Source organism: Methylomonas sp. BW4-1, assembly GCF_052474385.1.
This window is the reverse complement of sequence record NZ_CP184125.1, coordinates 1,789,385-1,811,830: the sequence shown is the minus strand read 5'-3', so window position 1 is coordinate 1,811,830 and position 22,446 is coordinate 1,789,385. Positions and strand designations below refer to the sequence as shown.

Here is a 22,446-nt window from a genome sequence, read left to right as displayed (position 1 = left end):
GATGAAATGGTTTACCTATCCACACCCGCAGCTACCTTTAACTTGTCTTGGCCTGTCCTTGCTCGCCTCGGGTTGTGCTACAGCACCTACGCCTCATTCCTTGGCACCCTATCAAAACTTACGCGATCAGGCTGTCGTTTCCAATATCATTCCAGCCGAGTTCTCGGCGGCGGAAGCTGCTTCGTTATTGGAGCTATGCATCGAACTGAACAACCAGGACGACCGCAACAATCCCAAGTTTAAAGATCCTGAGGGCCAATTTCAGGCCAAGCCCGATGATTGGCGGCTAGTCTATGACAGTCGCCACCCAGGCAACGCCGATTGGAACAAAGTTTGGTCTTGGAATGGTGAAGGGGAGAATCCCAACGACATCAAAACCAACGGTCTCAAACCACTGAATAATGCCTGGATCATGGCAGAATCCAAGCAAAATCCAGGACACATTGCGATAGCGATTCGCGGCACAGTGGCCGAATGGACCAGCATCCTGGCTGATGCCTATGCCAGCACCATCCCAGCATTCGGCGGCATTGAACTCCCTAAAAACCGCTCGCTGCCCATCGCCTTTGCCGCCACACCGAGTGCGGAAGTACATTTAGGATTTGCCTACGCCGCATTCTCGCTGCTATTCGATCAGCAGCGAGGCATTCTCGAGCAACTGCAACAGCGCTTGGCAACGCAGCCGATAAACCGAATTACAGTAACCGGGCACAGCCAAGGTGCAGCGGTCGCAACGCTAATCCACGCCTTTTTATACTACGCCACCGTCGATCAGCAGAACCCCTATCAATTGCCGCTCAAGAGTAAACCGATACTCAAATCCTACCTATTTGCACAGCCCAAACCCGGCAACTTACAGTTTGCCCAAGACTTTGCAAGAATCGCCGGTTCTACCGCTTTTGTGGTCAACAACGACCGCGACCCAGTGCCGCAAGTACCTTTAAGCTTGGAAACCGTATCCGAAGTCACCCGTTTCGTGACGGAAGATAATGTCAGCGTCGGCGGGATTTTGAATCATGTGTCCGATTTCTTTGGTGACGCCAAGGAAGCCGTGCGGGGCTCAATAGCAGAGTTATTTACCGGGCACGTTGCCGACGACTTTGAAAACACCGGTGTAAAAGCCAGCGTAGCCAAATATTTTGGCAACGCGCCGGCCAACAATCCGGAAATCCACGCCAAATCACTGAATTACACGCTGGCCGGACAATTGATACCGGTTTTCGGTGTCAAGGAAGGCGGCGACTGCTACACAATCGGTAAACAGCCTGACATTCTGTTGCAGCACCACGCCACTAGCTATCGAAAGCTGATTAATGCTCAGTTGTTACGTCGGGACAGCCGCTGCGGAAACCCGAATAACCCGTAATTCAGAAATAGGCTAAACCCATTCATCTCCTAAATAAAACGGTGATCGGAATCCCTCACTGCCCTGCTGGATGCACGCAAACAGGGCTGTATCTCAGCATGTTTTGAGCAGATAGTCCGTTTTCTTTAATTTTTACTGCTAAACAAGGTCTGCATCTCCTCCCGCTGAATGACTTCTTTGTCTTGCAGCAGTTCGGCCAGTTTGTCCAGGTAGCCGCGTTTTTCGCTGAGTATTTTGTGGGCGCGACGCTCGGCCTCCTCAATTAAGGCTTTGATTTCGGCATCCACTAAGCGAGCGGTTTCTTCGCTGTAGTTGCGTTGCTCGTTGACGTCGCCGGGCAGGAATTGCAGTTGCTGGCGTTGTCCGTAGATTAGCGGCCCCAGTTTTTTACTCATGCCCAGGTAGCAAACCATGTTGCGGGCAATTTCACTGGCCTTTTCCAGGTCGTTCTGGGCACCGGTTGAAACGCTCTGCAGCGCCAATTGTTCTGCCACCCGGCCGCCGAGCAGGATGGCTAATTGGTCTTTCAGTTCGTTTTCAGTGGAAAGATATTTTTCCTCGACCGGCAACTGCAACGTAAAACCCAGCGCTGAGACACCGCGCGGGATGATGGAGATTTTATGTACCGGCTGGCCGGTGGGCACGTTTTCTGCGACGAGCGCGTGACCGGCTTCGTGATAAGCCACTCGGCGCTTTTCGTCCGGGCCGAGAATGCGGTTTTTCTTTTCCGGTCCGGCCATCACTCTATCGATGGCGGCTTCGAAATCCGCCATGTTGACGGTGTCGCGGCCGCCGCGCGCAGCCAATATCGCCGCTTCGTTGGCGATGTTGGACAGATCGGCGCCGACGAAACCGGGTGTGCGTTTAGCAACCGTGTTTAAGTCGATATCTTTGTCCAATTGCATGGCTTTGCTGTGCAATTTCAGGATAGCCACCCGGTCGATCAGGTCGGGTTTATCCACCACAATTTGCCTGTCGAAGCGGCCGGCACGCAGCAAAGCTCTATCCAGGATTTCCGGCCTGTTGGTGGCAGCCATCACCACGACGCCGGAGGTGGCGTCGAAGCCGTCCATCTCAGTTAACAATTGATTCAAGGTTTGTTCCCGTTCGTCGTTGCCGCCCAGCATCGCCGGGCCGCCGCGCGAGCGGCCAATCGCATCCAGTTCGTCGATAAAGATGATGCACGGGGCTTTTTGCCGGGCCTGTTCGAATAAGTCCCGCACCCGCGCCGCGCCGATACCGACAAACATTTCGATAAACTCGGAGGCGCTGATATTAAAGAACGGTACGCCCGCTTCGCCGGACACCGCGCGGGCTAACAGGGTTTTGCCGGTACCCGGCGAGCCGACCAACAACACGCCTTTCGGCATACGACCGCCCAACTTTTGCAGTTTTTCCGGGGATTTTAAAAACTCAATGGTTTCTTTTAATTCCTGCTTCGCGCTTTCCGCGCCGGCCACGTCATCGAAAGTGGTTTTAGAGGTTTCCTGCTGGATGCGGATTTTATTGCCCAAGTTCAAAAAGCCGCGCCCTGCTCCGCCGGTCATTTTCGGCAATAGCCACATCCAGATTCCGGCAAAAATCGCCAGTGGAATCACCCAGTTAAACAGCAAATTGTTTAACCAGTTGTCACCGCTTCTGACTACGTATTCCACTTTATGCTCTTGCAGATTTTTAACCAGTGACTCGTCCCATAGCGGCACGGTGAAGAAATGCTTGCCGATTTTCTTATCTTCTTCTTTTAATGTGCCGTTGATGAAACGCTGAGTAACCACGGCGTTTTCGACTTTATTGTCATTAACCAAAGTTAAGAACTGGCTGTACGGTATTTCCTGGCCCTGGATGCGCTCGCCGCCGGCGAATAGCGACATTAAAAAATCCCCAACAGCACGTATAACCATATCGGCGAACGCTTAGGCTCACTGCCGTCGGGCTGGTCGGTACCCGGTTTAGGTTTGGATAGGCTTTGCCACGTCGATTTGAGCCACGCCCAAAACACGCATAACCATTTAACAAAAGTCTGATAAAGCTCGGTTAGTTTTTGCTGGTCTATCATGACGCACTCCCCTCTTGTAGTTATCGAGGCCATTGCAGGGTCCCTAATCCGCCATTCCAGCCAAAATGGGGATACCTGTTTTAGGCCTCTTTGTTCGTTCACTGTACGCCAGTTTTACCGGTTTTTAACGAGTAAGCAAATGTACTGAGCCGGAAATATTTTCTTAAATATACGGAAATCCGGTTATCAACTACCTCTAGCCCCAGCTTCAAGCGAACGCCGGCATTTGAGACGCGGGTTAATGATTTAAGGTCCAATGCACTGTTTTTTGCCGTTAGCAAAGTGAAAAATGCATCCAAAGCTTGGGTATTTACGTACATCCTCATACAAGCCAATGTCGGCATAATGGGTTCATCAATTGAGTTGCTGTTTCGCCGCGTTTGCTATCTAATGACCAACTGTCAAAGCAACCGGGCGCAGCGCGTCCCGCAACTCATTTTTCCCAACTTAGAAGGAGGGACAAAATGTCAAACCCACTCAATACGCTGATCGGCAAACTTTTCACAGACCCGGTCGAACAAGTCGGCATCGCTTTGCCGTCCGCTACGTTGGTAGCAGTATTCTTTAACTACCGCGAACAAATTCACCCTGCATTGCAGCGTTTGCCTGACCCGTTTGCCGCCAGCACGGCGGGCGCGTTAATTTTTATGCTGCTGACACTGGCGATCTCCCTTATCGTCAAACGCTTGTCGCACGACATACTCAATACCACTTACGATTATTTATATCGAAACCGCAAACGCCAAAAAACGGATAGTTGGTATCGGCGCGCGCAAAATCTGGCTTTAACCACCAACGACCCGTTGTTGAGTCAATATCACGAAGCCTTGGATAGACTTAGGGACAACGACAACCCCGTGGTGGCCAAGGTGGAGGCGCTGCAATTGCAATCCAAATTGGCGCGCAGCCTGACTTTGATATTGGCCATTTTTACTGTGGTCTTGTTTATTGAGAAGTTGCTATTACTGGGATGGGTATGCGGCGGCGTTTCAGGATTAATGCTTTCCAGTTTTTGCAAGGAACGTTGGGCCGCGTCCGAAATGGTTTATCAAGCACTTTACGAAACCTATTACCGCCAGGAGCGCCGTCACCCGATATGGACCTCGCCGATGATGAGCATCAACAAACCGCGAACGCAACCGCGCGAGCCCGAGACTGTAGACTAAAAAACTCAAGAACGCCGACCAGTCGCGGAGCGTAAATACCAGATCGGCAAATACGGCGGGTATATCATGCGCCGGGCAAGTCTAGTTAGAGACCTTAATCCCCAGCAATTCGCTTCAAGCCGGCACCGCTTACAACGCCGGCGGCATCTATCGTAACGACTCGGCCCGCAATCGCTGGAAGATATGTCAATATCCGATCGGCAGCGCCGAACACGCCGACCGCTTTGTGAAGTGGTTTAACGATTGTTTTGCTCCCGCCTGCGCGGGAACGGTGACTTTTAGGTATGGATCAATCACAAAATGGGCTCTACAGTTCCGAGACGCCCTTCCCACCACAGTTTGACAATTCCCTACCCCGAGGAATCTTAGCGTTATGAGAGTGTCGACTGGCGTAAGATATTGCCGCATCGCCACCATCCATGGCATAAAGTCGGCTAACCTGCTTGCCGACATGGAGGCCCAACATGCTGCAAAAACGCCTGATTGCTCTGCTGTTGCTGCTGATCCTGTTGCCGACTTTATCGGTCGGTTACATGGCCTATCGGTTTGCCATCAACAATATCCGCACGGATCGTTTTAATATTGTCAGCCGCGTCGCGGATAACCGCCATGAACAACTCAAACTGGTACTGGCACGTGCCGACACCCGTGCCCACGCCTTCCTGGCCGAAGTGCTAATGAAATGCGTGGCGGCGGAGCAATTGAATCGCGCCTGCGCCGCTAATTTCTTGAACGACTATTTACTCACCGAAGGTGCCGCCGGCGCGGTTTTTTTTCGCCGCGACACCCATTCCGGCACGGTCAGCGTCGGCGAGCAACCCGTCGCACTTGCCGATTTAAACGATTTTCAACCAGGACAACTGGCCGACTTCAGCAAACCTGTTCAGGAACAGCCACGTTTTTATTATGTGATTGCCAAAGATGCCAAACTGCCCTGGCAATTGTTGGTCAGCTATCCGGTTAGCCTGATTCAAAATATTTTTGCGGCTCACCCCGACCTGGGTAAATCCGGCGAATCTTTCTTGGCCGACAGCAGCGGTTTTTTTGTTACCAAACCGCGCTATGCCAGCCGACAAGGCAACAGCCACCCCATCGCTGCGCAAGCGATGCAAAGCTGCCTGGCCCGGCAAAATGCGGAAATGATGGACAGCGATTACCGTGAGCGTGCGGTTATTCATGGTTTCCGCACTATTCCAGAAACCGGCGGCGGTTGCATCATGGCGCATATCGAACAGGCCGAGGCGCTGGCCCCGATTCAGCGCCTGGAAAAACAGATGCTGATCACCGTGCTGGTATTTGTCGGCTTGACGACGATAATCGCCAACGCCCTGGCCAGGCGTATCGTCCGGCCTATATCACGGCTGACCAGCACCGCCAGACGCATCCGCGACGGCGATTTGTCGGTGCGCGCCGCAGTCAGCGGTCTTGATGAAATCGCCGAACTGGCCAGTTCCTTCAATCACATGACCGATGCGCTGGCCGATGCCCAGCATAATCTGGAAGCGAAAATCGCCGAGCGCACTCAGGCACTGCGCACCAGCGAGGAACGCTATATGCTTGCCGAGCGGGCTGTTAACGACGGTATCTGGGACTGGGACATTGTGCATCACGAATACTACTTATCGCCGCGCTGGAACAAGATTCTCGGGTATGCCGACGGTGAATTGCCTAACGTGGAATCGATTTTCTTCGAATTAATCCATCCCGACGATAAAGCCCGCGCGAGCGAAGCGTTTCGCAAACACTTGGAACATAACGAGCGTTACACCACCGAACTGCGTTTACGACACAAGGACGGCAGCTACCGTTGGGTGCTGGATCGGGGGGATGCGTTACGCGATACCGAGGGCCGGCCGGTGCGGATGGTCGGTTCCATCACCGACATCACCGAACGCAAGGCGGCGGAAGAGGAGTTGTTGAAATACCGCGAACATCTGGAAGAACTGGTGGCGATGGCTACTACGGAAGTTAAAGCCATCGTCCAAACCGCAGTCAATGGCGTGATTTCCATCGACAGTAGCGGGCTGATTCGGATGTTCAATCCCGCCGCCGAAAAACTGTTCGGCTGGAGCAGCGCCGAAATCGTCGGTAAAAATGTCTCGCTACTAATGCCGGAACCCGATGCGTCCGCGCACGACAGTTACATTCAACATTTCTTGGCGACCCATCAGGCCAAAATCCTCGGCATCGAGCGGGAAGTCATCGCCCAACGTAAAGACGGCAGCCGCTTTCCCGCCAATTTGGCAGTTGGTCACGGCATTATCTCGGAAGGTCGGCATCTATTTGTCGGCTTTATTTCCGACATCAGCCTGCAAAAACAAGCCGAGCAGGAATTGAGACTTGCTAAGGAAGCCGCCGAGGCAACCGCCAAAGCCAAGGCCAATTTCCTGGCTAACATGAGCCACGAAATCCGCACGCCGATGAATACCGTCATCGGCTTTGCCGAAGTTGCCTTACAAGATCAAAACCTGGCCGTTGATACTCGCGGCCATATAAAAACCATCCTCAGTTCCGGCCGGCATCTGTTGAGCGTGATTAACGACATTCTGGACTTTTCCAAAATAGAAGCCGGTAAGGTGGAGCTGGAGTCGGTCTGTTTCAATCTGCCGTTTGCGGTGCAAGAGGCATTGCAGATCATGGGTTTGCGCGCCGCCGAAAAAGGCTTGCGCATCGATTTGGCGATAGAAGCCGGCTTGCCCACGCATTTCGTCGGCGACCCGAACCGCTTGCGGCAGGTGATTTTGAATCTGGTCGGCAACTCGGTAAAGTTCACCGATACCGGCAGCATAGGCGTTACCATCACCCGCGCGGAAGGCGTCGAAATGTTGCATTTTGCCATTAGCGACACCGGCATCGGCATGACCCCGGAACAAACCGAACATATCTTCGAATCCTTCTCGCAAGCCGATGCCACCACCAGCCGCCGTTTCGGCGGGACCGGCCTGGGCACCACCATCAGCAAACAAATTGTCGAGATGATGGGCGGCCGGATTTGGGTAGAAAGCCAGGCGGGTGTCGGCTCGGTGTTTCATTTCACCGTACATATGCCGGAATCGGCCAACGCGGAAAACTGCCTGTACGATGTCAGCTCTGTGCATAACGTGGCTTATTTCTCCCCACGCCGCTTCAAGGTCTTACTGGCCGAGGACATAGAAGCCAACGCCACGCTGGCGCGCTTGCGCCTGGAGCAGCAGGGCCATCAAGTCAGTTGGGTTAAAAACGGCCAGGAAGCGGTGGACGCCTTTCAAAGCGGCGACTACGACTTGATTCTGATGGACCTGCAAATGCCGGTGCTGGACGGTATCGCGGCGACCCGACAAATACGCGAACTGGAAAAACCCGGCGGCAGCCATATCCCGATTCTGGCCTTGACCGCCAGCGTGTTGAGCCATGAACGCCGCGAATCGCTGGATGCCGGCATAGACACCATAGTGGGCAAACCTATCGATGTCGATGACTTATTGACGCAAATGGAAAGACTGGTGCCCAAAGGCCAAGGCATTGCCAATACCGGCCTCAGCATCGCCGAACCGCCGAAAGTTGCCGTGGACTTCACGCCGTTGGCCGGCGTCGCGGATTACGAAAAAGGCTTGACCACCTGGCTGGATCCATTGATTTACGCCGATGCCTTATTAAATTTTGCCGAGCAACATGGCGCAGACGGTGCCAAATTACTACGTAATCTACAAGAGCACCCGGAGAATCTCGAAGCGGTCCGGCGCATCGCCCATGCTTTAAAAGGCGTGGCCGGCAATCTGGCCTTACCCGTTATCGCCGGCCTGGCCACTGAGGTTGACGCGCAATTCAAAACCGGCGACCTGCAAAACATCAAGGAATTGATCAAGACGCTGGACGTCGCGCTAAACGCCGCTATTGAAGCCGTACACCAACTAAAACTGCCGAGCAAACCGGCAGCGGTCGCCGCAACAGCCTTCGATGCGGAACAGGTCGGCAGCCTTTTACAGCAATTGAACACCGCACTGGACAGTTTGAATCCTGACCACGTCGAACCGGTTTTACAAAGGCTTGGCGCGTTTCTCGCCGAAACCGAGCTGAAAGCCATCCGCTTCGAAGTGGATAGTTTCGATTTCGACGCCGCGAAAATCCAAGTTAATCGCTTGGCGGATAAATTAGCGATCACGTTTAAGGAATAAGCCATGAAAGACAGCTACAAAGTATTGCTGGTCGACGACGAACCGAACAATTTGAAAGTGCTTCAGCAAATACTCAAGGACCGCTTTCAACTGCTGTTTGCTATCAACGGCGAAAAAGCCCTGGCGGCCGCCCGGGAACATCAACCCGACATTATTCTGCTGGACATCATGATGCCGAATATGGACGGCTACCAAGTGTGTACGCAGTTAAAAGCCGATCCGCTGACCGCGAAAATCCCGGTGATTTTCGTTACCGCGATGGGAGAAATGGAAAACGAAGCGCGCGGTTTCGATGTCGGCGCGGTCGATTACATCCAAAAACCGGTCTCCGGCCCCATCGTGCTGCGGCGGGTGCAAACTCATCTATCGCTGGTGCGAGTAGATGAACTGAACCAACTCGCTCGTGCTGCCATCGAAATGCTCGGTGACGCCGGCCACTATAACGATCCGTACACCGGCGACCACATCTGGCGCATGGCGGCCTATTCGGCGGCACTGGCCCGCGCTGCCGGCTGGTCGCCATCGCAAGTGGCGATGATGGAATTGGCCGCCCCCACCCACGACACCGGCAAAATCGGCATTCCGCACGGCATACTAAAAGCGGCACGGGCGCTTAATGAAGAAGAGTGGCCGATCATGCAGTCGCATTCACAAATCGGCTACGACATTCTGAACAAAAGCGACAATCCGGTCTTCAAAATGGCCGCGGAAATCGCCCGCCATCACCACGAAAAATGGGACGGCAGCGGCTACCCGTTGGGCTTGGCCGGTGAGGCAATACCGGAATCCGCCAGAATCGTGGCGATTGCCGACGTGTTCGATGCCTTGACCACTAAACGTCCTTACAAAGAACCGTGGCCGCTGGAAGAGACTTTAAAATCGATGCAAAGCATGGCCGGCAGCCATTTCGATCCGCGCCTTCTGGCCTTGTTTTTGGAGATAATGCCGGAAATCTTACGCCTGAAAGCGGCATGGGGCCAATAAGCTACTAAATATCGTATCGGTGACGATTTTCCGTAATGATTGCAGGCGGGAAGCCGGCTTTTCTGTATCAGGCCCTATCAAGCTCTTCGCACTCAGGCCACAGCCGGCAAGGCTTGGCCGCCCGCTACCCCAAACCCCGTTTAATTCGATAGTTTTGGCATTTTTTATGCTGCGTACTGCTTGTCATTAAATAACCAGGGGCGCGTCATGAAAGCCTACGAAAAAATACAAATCGGCGATGTCATCCACAGTAACTGGTATGGCGACGGCACCGTCGCCGATCTGAATGAAGCCGGGACAGGCAAAATCAAATTCGGCAGATTCTTCGTGCTGTTCCGGGAGTTTGAGATTTTTTATGCAAACGGCTGGATGTTGTCGGTGTAAATGCAGAACATGCTAGCCAAACACAACGCTCGAACCGGTGAGGACAAGTCCACGCACAGTCAGCGAATTGGCTGTTCCTCTCTGGTTTGATGGGGGTATTGGGTACTCCAAAGCGCTAAGCACTTGCTTAAACACGTTTCAATGGTGGCATTAACCCTGCTGCGGATCCCTCTCTAATCAAGGCATCCGCAGTGAGCTTGTCTGGTGTTTTCAAAATACCGTTTTGGTCTTGTTAACCGGAAATTGGCTTAGCAGTGTGATGTGGCAGCTAAGCGCTGCCCCGTGAATGTCGGACTTCGCGGGAGCGACGATATTTACGGGCCCGGGCTTAGAATTTAGCCGCACTCTTACTGCCCAGTAAAATCGTATGTCTCTGATAGCCGTCGTCTGCCGCTGCAGTCTCAGCCTCGGCTTTCCGCAATTGCTCGGCTCGGTCGTGTTCTAGTGCTTCTCTGAGTACATCGCGGTAAGACCGATTGATGCTGCTGGCATATTGCGTGTCTTTTTTCTCTTGGGTTTCGGCGATGGTCTTGGTCGGTTCCGGGTCGTAACGCTCTTCAAGTTCCTCAGCCAATTTTTTTAGCTGTTGGCTGATTGCCAGGGCTGATTGAGATGAATGGGTTTTGTTGTCGTCCAAACTAAAAATTCGGATCATTTCATCCCGCAAATTAAACCCATACACCACCGGGTCGCCGTGCTTTTGCTGAAAATCGTAGGCAATAAAAAAATCCAGCGGATTGGTAGGATTTTTATCGAAAAATATCGTAGCGCTTTCCATGGTGTAATTCAGCGCCTCGACAAACTGCTTCCTGGCCTGCTCCATTTCTTCAAAGATAAAGTCATCGGCAATTTGTTTTACGATGTATTTCATAATCCGCCCCGGCTTAAATTCGATTGACTCGTCTACCTAAAACTCGCTGCATCCTATTCTGTTTCATTGACGGCGAGCATCATTGCTACGGATTGTATCAATTTGCTTCGCTGGTGCACCTAAATGAAATATTGCCATTATCCGGCAGGTTTACACCTAACAAAATGCCTATCCAGCCACCGGGAAGCTCATATCGGCCCGGCCAATCCTGCATCGCAGACCCGCGACCTTAGCAATACCGCTAATTTTTCCGCATGTCTCGGCGAGCCTCCCCATTACGGTGCGCACCACGCATGTGCAAAAAAACCACTTCCGAATCAATAGAGTGCATGATTTTTCTGCATGCCAAGATGCACCCGCTAATTTCTCAAAAAACAGATTCACCTAAAACATATGTAACACACTGTTTATAAAGGTTTTTTACATATAGCTATCACGAGACTCATTAAACTGGCATCAGCATTGCTTAGTAAGCAGCAATACTCCAGTGTAGGAGTGGTAAACCCAAACCCCGCTCACTGTTGAGCACTAAAGACAAAGGCGTCTACTGTCAGGCTTGCAAACAAGTCGGGCATAGACGCCTTTTTTTTGGCCCGTTTTTCTCAATTGACAGGAACCGACATGAAACAGAACCGCATTTTCACCCCGAAGACACTTGCCGCCGCTTTCAGCTCGGTGGTTGCGCTGGGCATATTAGGCTTTTCCAACCACAGCTTCGCCGCCGGGAAACTGGAAAAAGAAGATTTGAAGTTCGGTTTTATCAAATTGACCGACATGGCCCCGCTGGCGGTGGCTGCGGAAAAAGGTTTTTTTGAAGATGAAGGCCTGTTCGTGCAACTGGAAGCACAAGCCAATTGGAAAGTGGTGATGGACCGGGTTGTGAACGGCGAGCTGGACGGTTCGCACATGCTGGCGCCGGCACCGTTAGCAGCCAGCATCGGCTTCGGCACCAAGGCCGATATTGAGGTGCCTTTCAGCATGGGCTTCAACGGCAATGCCATCACCGTATCCAACGACATCTGGAAACAAATGAAAGCCAATGTGCCAATGGAGGGCGGCAAACCGGTGCATCCGATTAAGGCTGATTATCTGAAACCGGTAGTGGACAAATATAAAGCCGAAGGCAAGCCATTCAATATGGCGATGACTTTTCCGGCCGGTTCCCACAACCTGAAACTGCGCTATTGGCTGGCGGCGGGCGGGATTAATCCCGGCTACTATGCGCCACCGCAAGACATATCCGGCCAGATCAGCGCCGATGCTTTGTTGTCGGTCACGCCGCCGCCGCAAATGCCGGCTACGCTGGAATCCGGCACCATCTTCGGCTATTGCGTCGGCGAGCCGTGGAACCAGCAAGCGGTATTTAAAGGCATCGGTGTGCCGGTGATCACCGACGAGGAATTGTGGAAAGACACCCCGGAAAAAGTGTTTGGCGTCACCAAGGCCTGGGCCGAGAAATATCCCAACACCTATCTGGCAGTCACTAAAGCCTTGATCCGCGCTTCGATCTGGCTGGATGCCGAAAGCAACAAAAACCGTAAGGAAGCGATTGAGATGCTGTCGCAAAAACAATATGTGGGCGCCGACGTTGAAGTACTAGCGGCCAGCATGAACGGCACCTTTGAATACGAAAAAGGCGACAAACGCTCCCTGCCCGACTTCAACACCTTCTTTCGTCACGGCGCCAGCTATCCGTCTTACAGCAGTGCGGTTTGGTACCTGACGCAATTACGGCGCTGGGGCATGATCGCCGAGCAAAAACCGGATAACTGGTATCTCGACACCGCGAAAAAAGTTTATCGCCCCGATATCTATTTGGCTGCGGCGAAAGAATTGGTGGCGGAGGGTAAAGCCAAAGCGGAAGATTTTCCGGCCGACACCGGCATCAAGCCTTCACAAAACTTTTTCATCGACAAAATTCCGTTCGATGCCAACAAACCTAACGATTATCTAGCCAAATTTCCGATTGGCTTGAAAGGCAAACAAACCGTCTCCGGCGGCAAGATTGTCGACTAAGAAACTCTGGTGGGTGCTCTACACAAGGATCGTATGTTGATGCATGGACGCATCCTTTTTACCGACACCATTAAGACAAGCGAGCAAAGACATGACTAGTACATTGATCAAATTCTTTAACATCACCGGCCTGACTTGGTTCGTACCCTTGGTCAAAATCGCCGCCGGTGAAAATCCTGCCCAGCAAATGCGCCAGTTATGGCTGGTCATGGGCGTGCCCATCATCGCTTTCATCTTGTTTTTAGGATTTTGGAGCGTCACTGCCGCACGCATCAACACCAGTTTGGGCGCCATTCCCGGCCCGGTCGCAGTCTGGTCGGAAGTCAGCGGTTTGGTGACTGAACACTATGCGGAAAAAACCAAAATGGCCGAGTTTTACGAACGCCAGGAATTGCGGAATAAAGAAAAGTTGGCCGAAGACCCCAAAGCGGAAATCAAGCCCCGCCCCTACACCGGCAAACCGACTTATCTGGACCAAATATTTACCAGCCTGCGCACCGTATTCGCCGGCTTTATCATCGCCACGCTGATTGCCGTGCCTCTAGGCATCATCTGCGGCATGAGTCCGGTGTTGAATACCGCGTTTAACCCATTGATTCAAATCTTCAAACCGGTATCGCCGCTGGCCTGGTTGCCCATCGTCACCTTGGTGGTGAGCGCCATCTATGTCACTGACGACGATTCCTGGTTCGCCAAATCGTTCGTCACTTCGGCCATCACCGTGACTTTATGCTCTTTATGGCCAACGCTGATCAACACCGCGGTGGGCGTATCCTCCATCGACCGCGACCTGGTCAACGTCGGCAAAGTGTTAAGACTGGATTGGGCCACGCAAATCAAACGCATCATTCTGCCATCGGCATTGCCTTATATCTTTACCGGGATGCGCCTATCCTTGGGCGTGGGCTGGATGGTTTTGATCGCTGCCGAGATGCTGGCGCAAAACCCAGGACTGGGCAAATTCGTCTGGGATGAATTCCAAAACGGCAGTTCCAATTCCTTGAGCAGGATCATGGTAGCGGTATTTACCATCGGTATTATCGGTTTCATTCTCGACCGGGTAATGCACTCGTTACAAAACCTGTTCTCGTTCCAAAAAATCTGAGGATACCGTCATGAGCGCCGCCCAAGCCAAAATCATCGAACTTTCCATGCACAAACAATCCGCCATGTCTTCCGTTCCCGCCAACGATGCGTATAAGCCGCTAGTAGAGTTAAAAAATGTCTGTAAATCCTATGGAGAAGGCAAAGACAAAACCTCCATCCTCAGAGACATTAATCTGGATATTCGCGAAGGCGAGTTTATCGCCATTGTCGGTTTTTCCGGCAGCGGCAAAACGACCTTGGTATCGATGATTGCCGGTTTAATCCATGCCGACAGCGGCGAACTATTGAAACAAGGCCAGCCCATCACCGAACCCGGCCCGGATCGCGGGGTGGTGTTTCAAAACTATTCCTTGATGCCCTGGCTAACCGTTTACGAAAACGTGGCGCTGGCGGTGGATGCGATCTTCAAGGACTGGACGCCGGAACAACGCCGCGCCCATACCGAGAAGTACGTCAAAATGGTGAACCTCGGCCGGGCGATGGACAAAAAACCCGCCGAGTTGTCAGGCGGTATGCGCCAGCGTGTTAACGTGGCCCGGGCGCTGGCCGCCAACCCGGATATTTTGCTGCTGGACGAACCGCTCAGCGCCCTGGATGCGCTGACCCGCGGCAACTTGCAAGACGAAATTCTGCAAATTTGGGAACAGGATAAAAAGACTGTCATCTTGATTACCAACGACGTCGATGAAGCCATTTACATGGCCGACCGGGTCATTCCACTCAATCCCGGCCCGGATGCCAGCTTTGGCCCGTCCTTTACGGTCAACCTGGAGCGGCCGCGCGACCGCACCGCTTTAAACCATAACGATGAATTCAAACGCCTGCGCGCGGAAATCACCCGCTATTTGATGAATATCGGCATGGAAAAAGCCCAAGCCGACGCTGGCGACAAGCTCAAACTGCCGGATGTCCGCCCCAATACCAGTAACGACTGGAAGCTGGATACCTCGGCGCTAAAACCCAGCGCCCGCGATCTGGGCAAGGCCCGCTATCTGGAATTCTCCAATCTGTCCAAAATCTACCCTACCCCGGACGGCAACAGTACCGTGAAAGTGGTCGACGGCTTCGATTTAAAAATGAAGAAAGGCGAATTCATTTCCATCATCGGCCACTCCGGTTGCGGTAAATCCACGGTGTTGTCGATGACCGCCGGCCTGAACGAAATTTCCGAAGGCGGCATTATTTTGGATAACCGGGAAATCAGCGGCGCCGGTCCGGATCGCGGCGTGGTGTTTCAGGCTCCTAGCCTGTTTCCCTGGCTGACCGCCTTCGAAAACGTGATGCTGGGCGTGGATAAAGTCTACCCACATGCGTCGCAAGACGAACGCGAGGATATCGTCGAATACTACCTGACCCGGGTCGGTCTGGCCGATGCGATGTTTAAAAAAGCCGGGGACATGTCCAACGGCATGCGCCAGCGCGTCGGTATTGCCCGCGCCTTTGCCTTGTCGCCAAAATTACTGCTATTGGACGAACCGTTCGGTATGCTGGATTCGTTGACCCGTTGGGAATTGCAGGAAGTATTGATGGAAGTCTGGGAACGCACCCACGTCACCGCGATCGTCGTGACCCACGACGTCGACGAAGCCATTCTATTGGCTGACAGAGTGGTGATGATGACCAACGGCCCGCACGCCAAAATCGGCAAAATTCAAGAAATCGACCTGCCTCGGCCGCGTACTCGCAAGGCCCTGCTGGAGCATCCGGATTACTACAAGTACCGGGAGAGCTTGCTGACCTTCCTGTCCGAATGCGATCACACCCATTAATTTATAACCGCTTGTTTCCCTAGGGGGCCTTATGCCGCAAACACTCAAACGTCCAACCGGCAAGTTACCGGCGACACTATTATCACTCACCTTCGTCAGCCTGCCGGCCGCCGCCGACATTACCAAAGAGGTGGAAGACGCCTTAAATTTCTACCATTATGGCAGTAACGGCGCAGTAAAAATGGATTTGAATTACCGCTGGGAGAATGTCGATAAAGACAACTCTGTTCGTAAACCCGCCAATATGGGCGGCCAGCCGGTGGAAACCGCCAACGCCAATACGGTGCGCCTGCGGCTGGGTTTCCTGACGCCGGTTTTTCACGATTTCCAAGGTTACGCGGAATACGAAGGCCTCTACGCGGCGCAAGCCGACTACGACCGCGGCGGTACTACCTCGAACCGTGACCGCAACTATGCCGTGATTGCCGATCCTGCCCGTAACGAGCTGAATCAATTCTGGATCAGCTACAAAGGCATCGCCGACACCCTGATCAAAGTCGGCCGGCAACGCATCAAATTGGACGACGACCGCTTCATCGGCAACGTCGGCTGGCGGCAGATGGAGATGACCTATGACTCGATTCTGATCACCCACAATAATCAGACCTTGTTCGGGCTGACAGCAAACGTCGGCTATATCGACCACATCCAAAACATATTCGGCGAAACGCATTCGATAAACGCGCCGTTTTTAAACCTGAATTACAAGATTAATGACTGGGGCAACCTGATCGGTTACGGATACTGGCTGGATTACCGCGAACGCGCTAACTACGCTAACTCCTCGCAAACCTACGGCTTGCGCTTCGACGGCAAATCGCCGCAGTTTTTTGACACTGTCAATGCCATCTACACGGCCGAATGGAGCAAACAATCGGACTACGGCGACAACCCCAACCACTATCAGGCCGACCGCATTAACCTGATGGCGGGGGCCAGTGCTTACAATCTGACCGTATCAGGTGCCGTGGAGCAGCTAAACGGCTACGGAGCCGGCAAATCTTTCCAAACCCCGCTGGGCACCAATCACGCTTTCCAGGGGTGGGCGGATTTATTTTTGACTACACCGGCTAATGGTATCCGCGACGTCTTCGCCACCGCCAGCTACAAAGCAATGAACGACAGCTTGATCATTACCGGCGTCTATCACGACTTTAAAGACGATACCGGCAAAATTGAATACGGTAAGGAATGGGATTTTCAGGCCCTGAAAAAGTTTGGCAAACATTACTCGCTGTTAGCCAAGTACGCGAACTTTAACAGCGATAACCCGGCGTTCCCGGACACCCAAGTGATTTGGATGCAAGGCAACGTCAGCTTCTAGGCAGCAGCGGCGCAAACTGTTTTGCACAGTTTGCGCCCGATTTCCCACCGATCTTCGCAAATAGTACCGACAACATCATGAAACTCAAATTGGTAGTGATAGGCAATGGCATGGCCGGCATGCGCACCGTTGACGAATTGATTCAAACCGTACCGGATCGCTACGACATTACCGTGTTCGGCGCCGAGCCGCACGGCAACTACAATCGCATCATGCTGACACCTGTGTTGTTCGGCGCCAAAAGCGTTGCCGACATCATGATTCACGATTTCGATTGGTATCTAAAAAACCGCGTGACCTTGTATTGCGGACCGGACAAAGCGGTTGTCGATGTGGATCGCGAACGCCGCTGTGTCATCGCCCACGACGGCACCTGCGCGTTTTACGACAAACTGTTGATCGCCACCGGTTCCTTGCCGCTGATGCTGGACATACCGGGCCGCGACGTCGAAGGCGTATTGGGCTTTAGAGACATCGCCGACGTGGAAACCATGATCGAAAAATCCGCCAGCAAACGCCATGCGGTCATTCTGGGCGGTGGTTTACTGGGTCTGGAAGCCGCCAACGGCTTATTGCAACGCGGTATGCAAGTCAGCGTCATCAACCGTGCCGACCATTTGTTGAACCGGCAATTGGATGGTAAAGCTGCGGCGTTTTTACAACGACAATTGGCGGATAAAGGCATTCAGTTTCATCTGGGTACCACCATCCAACGCATAGACAGTCAGGACGGGCATATCAGCGCGGTGACTTTGAGTAACGGCAGCGTATTACCGGCCGACATGCTGATCATGTCCACCGGCATTAAGCCCAATATCAGTCTGGCTAAACGCATCGGTCTGGCGTGTCAGCACGGCATCGTAGTCGACGACGGCATGCAGACTAGCGACCCGGCGATATTCTCGGTCGGCGAATGCGTGCAGCATCGGGGCGAACTGTTCGGTTTGGTCGCGCCGGTCTACGAACAGGCCAAAGTCTGCGCGCAACAACTGGCAGGTAAAGTCGATAGCCAATTTAAAACCTTATCGTCCGCGACGATGTTGAAAGTCACCGGTATCGATTTATTCTCGGTGGGCGATTTCGAAGGCGACAGCGAATGCCAGATTTTGCAGTTGATTGACCACGGCCTGGGCATCTATAAAAAAATCGTGCTACGCGGCGACGTCGTCGTCGGCGTTATTTTGTACGGCGACACCAGCGACAGTGCCTGGTATCTGAATTTGGTTAAAGAAAGCACGCCGATTGCCGCGATCCGCGACCGCTTGATGTTCGGCAGAATCCCGCTCGCGCGCGCGGCTTAAATTCCTTTACCCATGAACACCATCAAAACCACTTGTCCTTATTGCGGCGTCGGCTGCGGCATCGAAGCCACGATAGAAGACCACGCGACACACCGGGTCAGCATCAAAGGCGACAGTAAGCACCCGGCCAATTTCGGCAGACTTTGCTCCAAAGGCGCGACGCTGGGCGATACCGTGTCGCTGGAAAACCGCCTGCTCTACCCCAGCATTCAAGGGAAACAAGTCGATTGGGCGTCAGCTTTAGATCATGTCGCGGAACGCTTCAACACCATTATTGCGCAGCACGGCCCCGAAGCGGTGGCGTTTTATGTCTCAGGCCAATTGCTGACCGAGGATTACTACGTCGCCAACAAATTGATGAAAGGCTTCATCGGCACCGCTAATATCGATACCAATTCCCGTTTGTGCATGTCCTCGGCGGTAGTGGGCTACAAACGCGCGTTCGGCGCCGACACCGTGCCTTGCAATTACGAAGACCTGGAACTGGCCGAATTGATTTTACTGGTAGGCTCCAATGCCGCCTGGTGCCACCCGATTGCCTTTCAACGCATCCGCAAGGCTAAGGAAAACAACCCAAATCTAAAGATTGTGGTGATCGATCCGCGCAGCACGGCCAGTTGCGACATCGCCGATTTGCATTTGCCCGTTAAACCGGGCATGGATGCACTATTATTCAACGGCATTCTGGCTTATTTAGCGCAAAACGGCCGGATCGATCAGACTTATATAGACACGCATACCGAAGGTTTCGAAGCCGCATTGCAAGAAGCTGTGAGAACCGCCGGCAGTATCAAGCAGGTCGCCGCAGGCTGTGGCTTGCCTAGCGAAGCAGTCGCCACACTGTTCGACTGGTTTGCCGGCACCGAGAAAACCGTCACGGTTTATTCGCAAGGCATCAACCAGTCCAGCTCCGGTTCGGATAAATGCAACGCCATCATCAACTGCCACCTCGCCAGCGGCCGCATCGGCAAGCCGGGCATGGGACCGTTCTCGTTTACCGGCCAACCTAACGCGATGGGCGGCCGCGAAGTGGGCGGTTTAGCCAACACCCTGGCTGCGCATATGGACCTGGAAAACCCGGAACACGTCGATAGAGTCGGCCGCTTTTGGGGTAGTGACAAAGTCGCCGACAAACAAGGTTTGAAGGCCGTAGCGATGTTCGACGCCATTGCCGCCGGTCAAATCAAGGCCGTGTGGATCATGGCGACCAATCCGGTGGTGTCGATGCCTGACGCCGACAAAGTGAAACGTGCCTTGCAGCAATGCGAATTGGTGGTGGTTTCCGATTGCATCGCCAACACCGATACCGCCAAGTTGGCCCATGTGCTGCTGCCGGCCACCGGTCTGGAGCGAGAAAGACGGCACCGTCACCAATCTGGAGCGGCGCATCTCCCGGCAACGGCCCTTGTTTCCGGCATCCGGCGAAGCCAAACACGACTGGTGGATCATCAGCCAAGTCGCGCAACGCATGGGGTTTAGCGATGCGTTTAATTACCAATCCAGCGCCGATATTTTTCGTGAACACGCCGCGCTGTCGGCCTTCGAAAACGATACAGAGCATGAATTACGCGATTTCAATTTATCGGCCTTTGTCCACTTGGACGGGCAAGGTTATGACGCGCTGCAACCGGTGCAATGGCCGGTCACCCACCAGCAAAGCGCAGGCGCAGCCAGAATGTTTACTGACGGCCAGTACTACACAAGCAATCGTAAAGCCCGCTTCATCCCGATTACCCCGCGTCCGCCTGTTAACGCGCCGGATAACGATTATCCGTTTACGCTGAATACCGGCCGCCTGCGCGACCAATGGCACACGATGACCCGCACCAGTCTGGCCGCCAAATTAAACGCGCACCGCCCGGAACCTTTCGTCGAGATAAACCCCGCCGACGCTGAACGCCTCGGCTTAAGCGCGCGCAGTCTGGCGCAGATAGAAAGCCGTTGGGGCTCTATGCTGGCCCGCGTCGATCTCAATCCGGGGCAACAAATCGGCAGTCTGTTCGTACCTATGCACTGGACCGAACAACTCAGCAGCCACGGCCGCATGGGTGCCGTGGTCAATCCGGTGGTCGATCCCTATTCCGGGCAACCGGAAAGCAAGCAAACACCGGCCACAATCCATGCCTGGCCGGCACGTTGGTATGCCACTATTTTGTCGCGCCGTCCCTTGCAAATTGGCGGGGCCGAATATCAAGTCAGTGTGCGCGGCGACCGCTATTTTCGTTACGAGTTAGCGTCTACTGAACCCGGCAAGGACTGGCGGGCCTGGAGCCGCGCGCTGCTCGCTGACACTAGACATATTGATGATGATAACTGCTGGCTGGAATACAGCGACCAACAAGCCGGCTATTACCGTACCGCTTATTTACCGGATCGCGAATTACAAGCCTGTTTGTTCGTCGGACCGGATTGCGAGCTGCCCGAGCCTGGCTGGCTGGGCAGTTTATTCGCTAAAATTGAGCTGAGCCGCGCCGAGCGCCTGAGCTTGCTAAGCGGACTGCCGCCAAAAGGTGAAGCCGATATTGGCCGAATCGTCTGTTCGTGTTTCAATGTGGGCGAAAAAACTATCCGACACGCGGTGCAAGCCCAGCAATTGCAAAGCGTCGCCGACATCAGCGCCTGTTTGAGCGCCGGTAGCGGTTGCGGTTCCTGCGTCGCGGAGTTGAAGGAGTTTTTAACCAAACCCAGTTAAATTAATAGCCCAAGGGACGATGCAAGCTAAAACACAGTTATTTCCGTATTTCCAACCCATTATTTCGGTGGCCAGCGGCAAAATCGTCGGCTACGAAGCCCTGGCCCGCCAATACGACGGCAAAGGCAAAGTCGTGTCTGCCGGCGCCCTCTTCTCTTCCGCCGAGGTGGATGCCAAAACCCGGATAGAACTGGACAGGCAGGTACGTTGGCAAGCTCTGGAAAAGTTTTCGGAATTGGCCGATACGCAAAGCTATCTGGCGCTGAATATTTCCGCGGCCTGGATAGAAAATCTGCGCCAATTAAACACGCTGCCCACGCTACGGATGTTGGACGAGTTGAATATCGACCGGCGACGCATCATCGTGGAAATTTCCAATGCGCATGTCGATCCGCAAAAGTTAAAACAGATCGTGCAGCGCTACCGCAAACACGGCTTGAGTGTGGCTATCGGCGATTTCGGCGCCGGCGCCTCGCAACTGGAACGGGTGATCGCCATTCAACCCGACATCATCAAAATCGATATGCGGCTGTTCAAGCTGGCCACCAAGGGCGGCATCGCCGGCGACATCATTCATATGATTTCCCGTCTGGGTAAACGCACCGGCTGCCGGATCATTTGCGAAGGCGTGGAATCCGACGAAGCATTTTTATTTAGTTTGAACTGCGGCGCGCAATTCATGCAGGGGTTTTTGTTTGCCAAAGCCGAAGCCGATTTTCAGCATGCCGAGCTTTATGAACAACACATCGCCTCATTGCGCACTAAATTTTTGAAAAACACATTGGTGAAGGTGCAAAAGAAGGTCAGCGCCATTAACACCACCAAAACCTTGATTTATAAGCTGGCCGAAACCTTGCAGGACGACTTTAACTTGAATGAACTGGTCAGCTGGAATTTTACCGATAGCGGCGTGATTCGTTTTTATTTGTGCAACAACCACGGCGACCAAATTTCCCCGGATTTTAATTTCAAGGAAAACCAATGGTTCACCGATCCGCGCAAAATAGGCTTTAACTGGTCCTGGCGCCCCTACTTCTTTCAATTACTGGCCTTGGAAAACTGCGGCGACCGCAACCGCATCGTCACTTCCGAGCGCTACATGGATTTTGAAACCAGCTTGCTTTGCAAAACCCTGTCTTTACGCCTAGATAGCGAGCGGATTTTGTTGGTGGATACCGTGGCGGGCGATTGATTTACCTTACATCGGGTACATTCAAACAAACCGCAAAAGTCCCACAGGCGTTTTTTCAACGCCA

At 53.3% G+C, this 22,446-nt stretch carries 14 protein-coding genes and 1 pseudogene; 13 read left to right on the top strand and 2 right to left on the bottom strand.

Going from position 1 to position 22,446, the window contains the following annotated elements:
- The first annotated feature begins 1 nt into the window (after position 1).
- A complete protein-coding gene (locus ACH5Y9_RS08375) occupies positions 2-1,366 on the top strand; it encodes a lipase family protein (RefSeq protein WP_445369259.1) in 1,365 nt (454 codons plus the stop codon).
- 125 nt (positions 1,367-1,491) lie between these two features.
- On the opposite strand, the pseudogene ftsH reads toward ACH5Y9_RS08375, so the two are convergent.
- Positions 1,492-3,422: pseudogene (gene ftsH, locus ACH5Y9_RS08370) on the bottom strand (ATP-dependent zinc metalloprotease FtsH).
- A 464-nt stretch (positions 3,423-3,886) separates the two neighbouring features.
- On the opposite strand from ftsH, the gene ACH5Y9_RS08365 reads away from it, so the two are divergent.
- From ACH5Y9_RS08365 to ACH5Y9_RS08350, 4 genes are all read left to right on the top strand, one after another.
- On the top strand, positions 3,887-4,588 hold the full coding sequence (locus ACH5Y9_RS08365) for a hypothetical protein (RefSeq protein WP_445369258.1): 702 nt from the start codon (positions 3,887-3,889) through the stop codon (positions 4,586-4,588).
- Between the two features lie 464 nt (positions 4,589-5,052).
- The gene (locus ACH5Y9_RS08360) at positions 5,053-8,742 is read left to right on the top strand and encodes a PAS domain S-box protein (RefSeq protein WP_445369257.1); all 3,690 of its coding nucleotides are present in this window, start codon (positions 5,053-5,055) and stop codon (positions 8,740-8,742) included.
- 3 nt (positions 8,743-8,745) lie between these two features.
- Positions 8,746-9,726: a response regulator gene (locus ACH5Y9_RS08355; protein WP_445369256.1), complete on the top strand. Its 981-nt coding sequence runs from the start codon at positions 8,746-8,748 to the stop codon at positions 9,724-9,726.
- 207 nt (positions 9,727-9,933) lie between these two features.
- Positions 9,934-10,110 (top strand): hypothetical protein, encoded by a 177-nt coding sequence (locus ACH5Y9_RS08350; RefSeq protein ID WP_445369255.1) that lies wholly within the window; start codon positions 9,934-9,936, stop codon positions 10,108-10,110.
- 328 nt (positions 10,111-10,438) lie between these two features.
- On the opposite strand, the gene ACH5Y9_RS08345 is transcribed toward ACH5Y9_RS08350, so the two are convergent.
- Positions 10,439-10,981 carry a hypothetical protein gene (locus ACH5Y9_RS08345; RefSeq protein WP_445369254.1) on the bottom strand — a complete coding sequence of 181 codons (543 nt, stop codon included), beginning with the start codon at positions 10,979-10,981 and terminating at the stop codon, positions 10,439-10,441.
- A 621-nt stretch (positions 10,982-11,602) separates the two neighbouring features.
- Here ACH5Y9_RS08345 and ACH5Y9_RS08340 point away from each other — a divergent pair.
- The 8 genes from ACH5Y9_RS08340 to ACH5Y9_RS08305 all read left to right on the top strand — a co-directional run bounded on the left by ACH5Y9_RS08340 (position 11,603) and on the right by ACH5Y9_RS08305 (position 22,382).
- Positions 11,603-12,997 (top strand): CmpA/NrtA family ABC transporter substrate-binding protein, encoded by a 1,395-nt coding sequence (locus ACH5Y9_RS08340; RefSeq protein ID WP_445369253.1) that lies wholly within the window; start codon positions 11,603-11,605, stop codon positions 12,995-12,997.
- 91 nt (positions 12,998-13,088) lie between these two features.
- Positions 13,089-14,102, top strand: a complete 1,014-nt coding sequence (locus ACH5Y9_RS08335) for an ABC transporter permease (RefSeq protein WP_445369252.1) — start codon at positions 13,089-13,091, stop codon at positions 14,100-14,102.
- A 10-nt stretch (positions 14,103-14,112) separates the two neighbouring features.
- A complete protein-coding gene (locus tag ACH5Y9_RS08330) occupies positions 14,113-15,873 on the top strand; it encodes an ABC transporter ATP-binding protein (RefSeq protein WP_033156209.1) in 1,761 nt (586 codons plus the stop codon).
- A gap of 31 nt (positions 15,874-15,904) precedes the next feature.
- A complete protein-coding gene (locus ACH5Y9_RS08325) occupies positions 15,905-17,197 on the top strand; it encodes an alginate export family protein (protein ID WP_445369251.1) in 1,293 nt (430 codons plus the stop codon).
- Positions 17,198-17,274: 77 nt separating this feature from the next.
- Positions 17,275-18,498, top strand: coding sequence for an NAD(P)/FAD-dependent oxidoreductase (locus ACH5Y9_RS08320; RefSeq protein ID WP_051669854.1), 1,224 nt, complete (start codon positions 17,275-17,277; stop codon positions 18,496-18,498).
- Between the two features lie 12 nt (positions 18,499-18,510).
- On the top strand, positions 18,511-19,977 hold the full coding sequence (locus ACH5Y9_RS08315; protein WP_445369250.1) for a molybdopterin-dependent oxidoreductase: 1,467 nt from the start codon (positions 18,511-18,513) through the stop codon (positions 19,975-19,977).
- Positions 19,874-21,190, top strand: coding sequence for a molybdopterin dinucleotide binding domain-containing protein (locus tag ACH5Y9_RS08310; RefSeq protein ID WP_445369878.1), 1,317 nt, complete (start codon positions 19,874-19,876; stop codon positions 21,188-21,190). Before ACH5Y9_RS08315 ends, ACH5Y9_RS08310 begins: the two co-directional genes overlap by 104 nt.
- Before the next feature lie 19 nt (positions 21,191-21,209).
- Positions 21,210-22,382: an EAL domain-containing protein gene (locus ACH5Y9_RS08305; RefSeq protein WP_445369249.1), complete on the top strand. Its 1,173-nt coding sequence runs from the start codon at positions 21,210-21,212 to the stop codon at positions 22,380-22,382.
- Positions 22,383-22,446 lie beyond the last annotated feature (64 nt).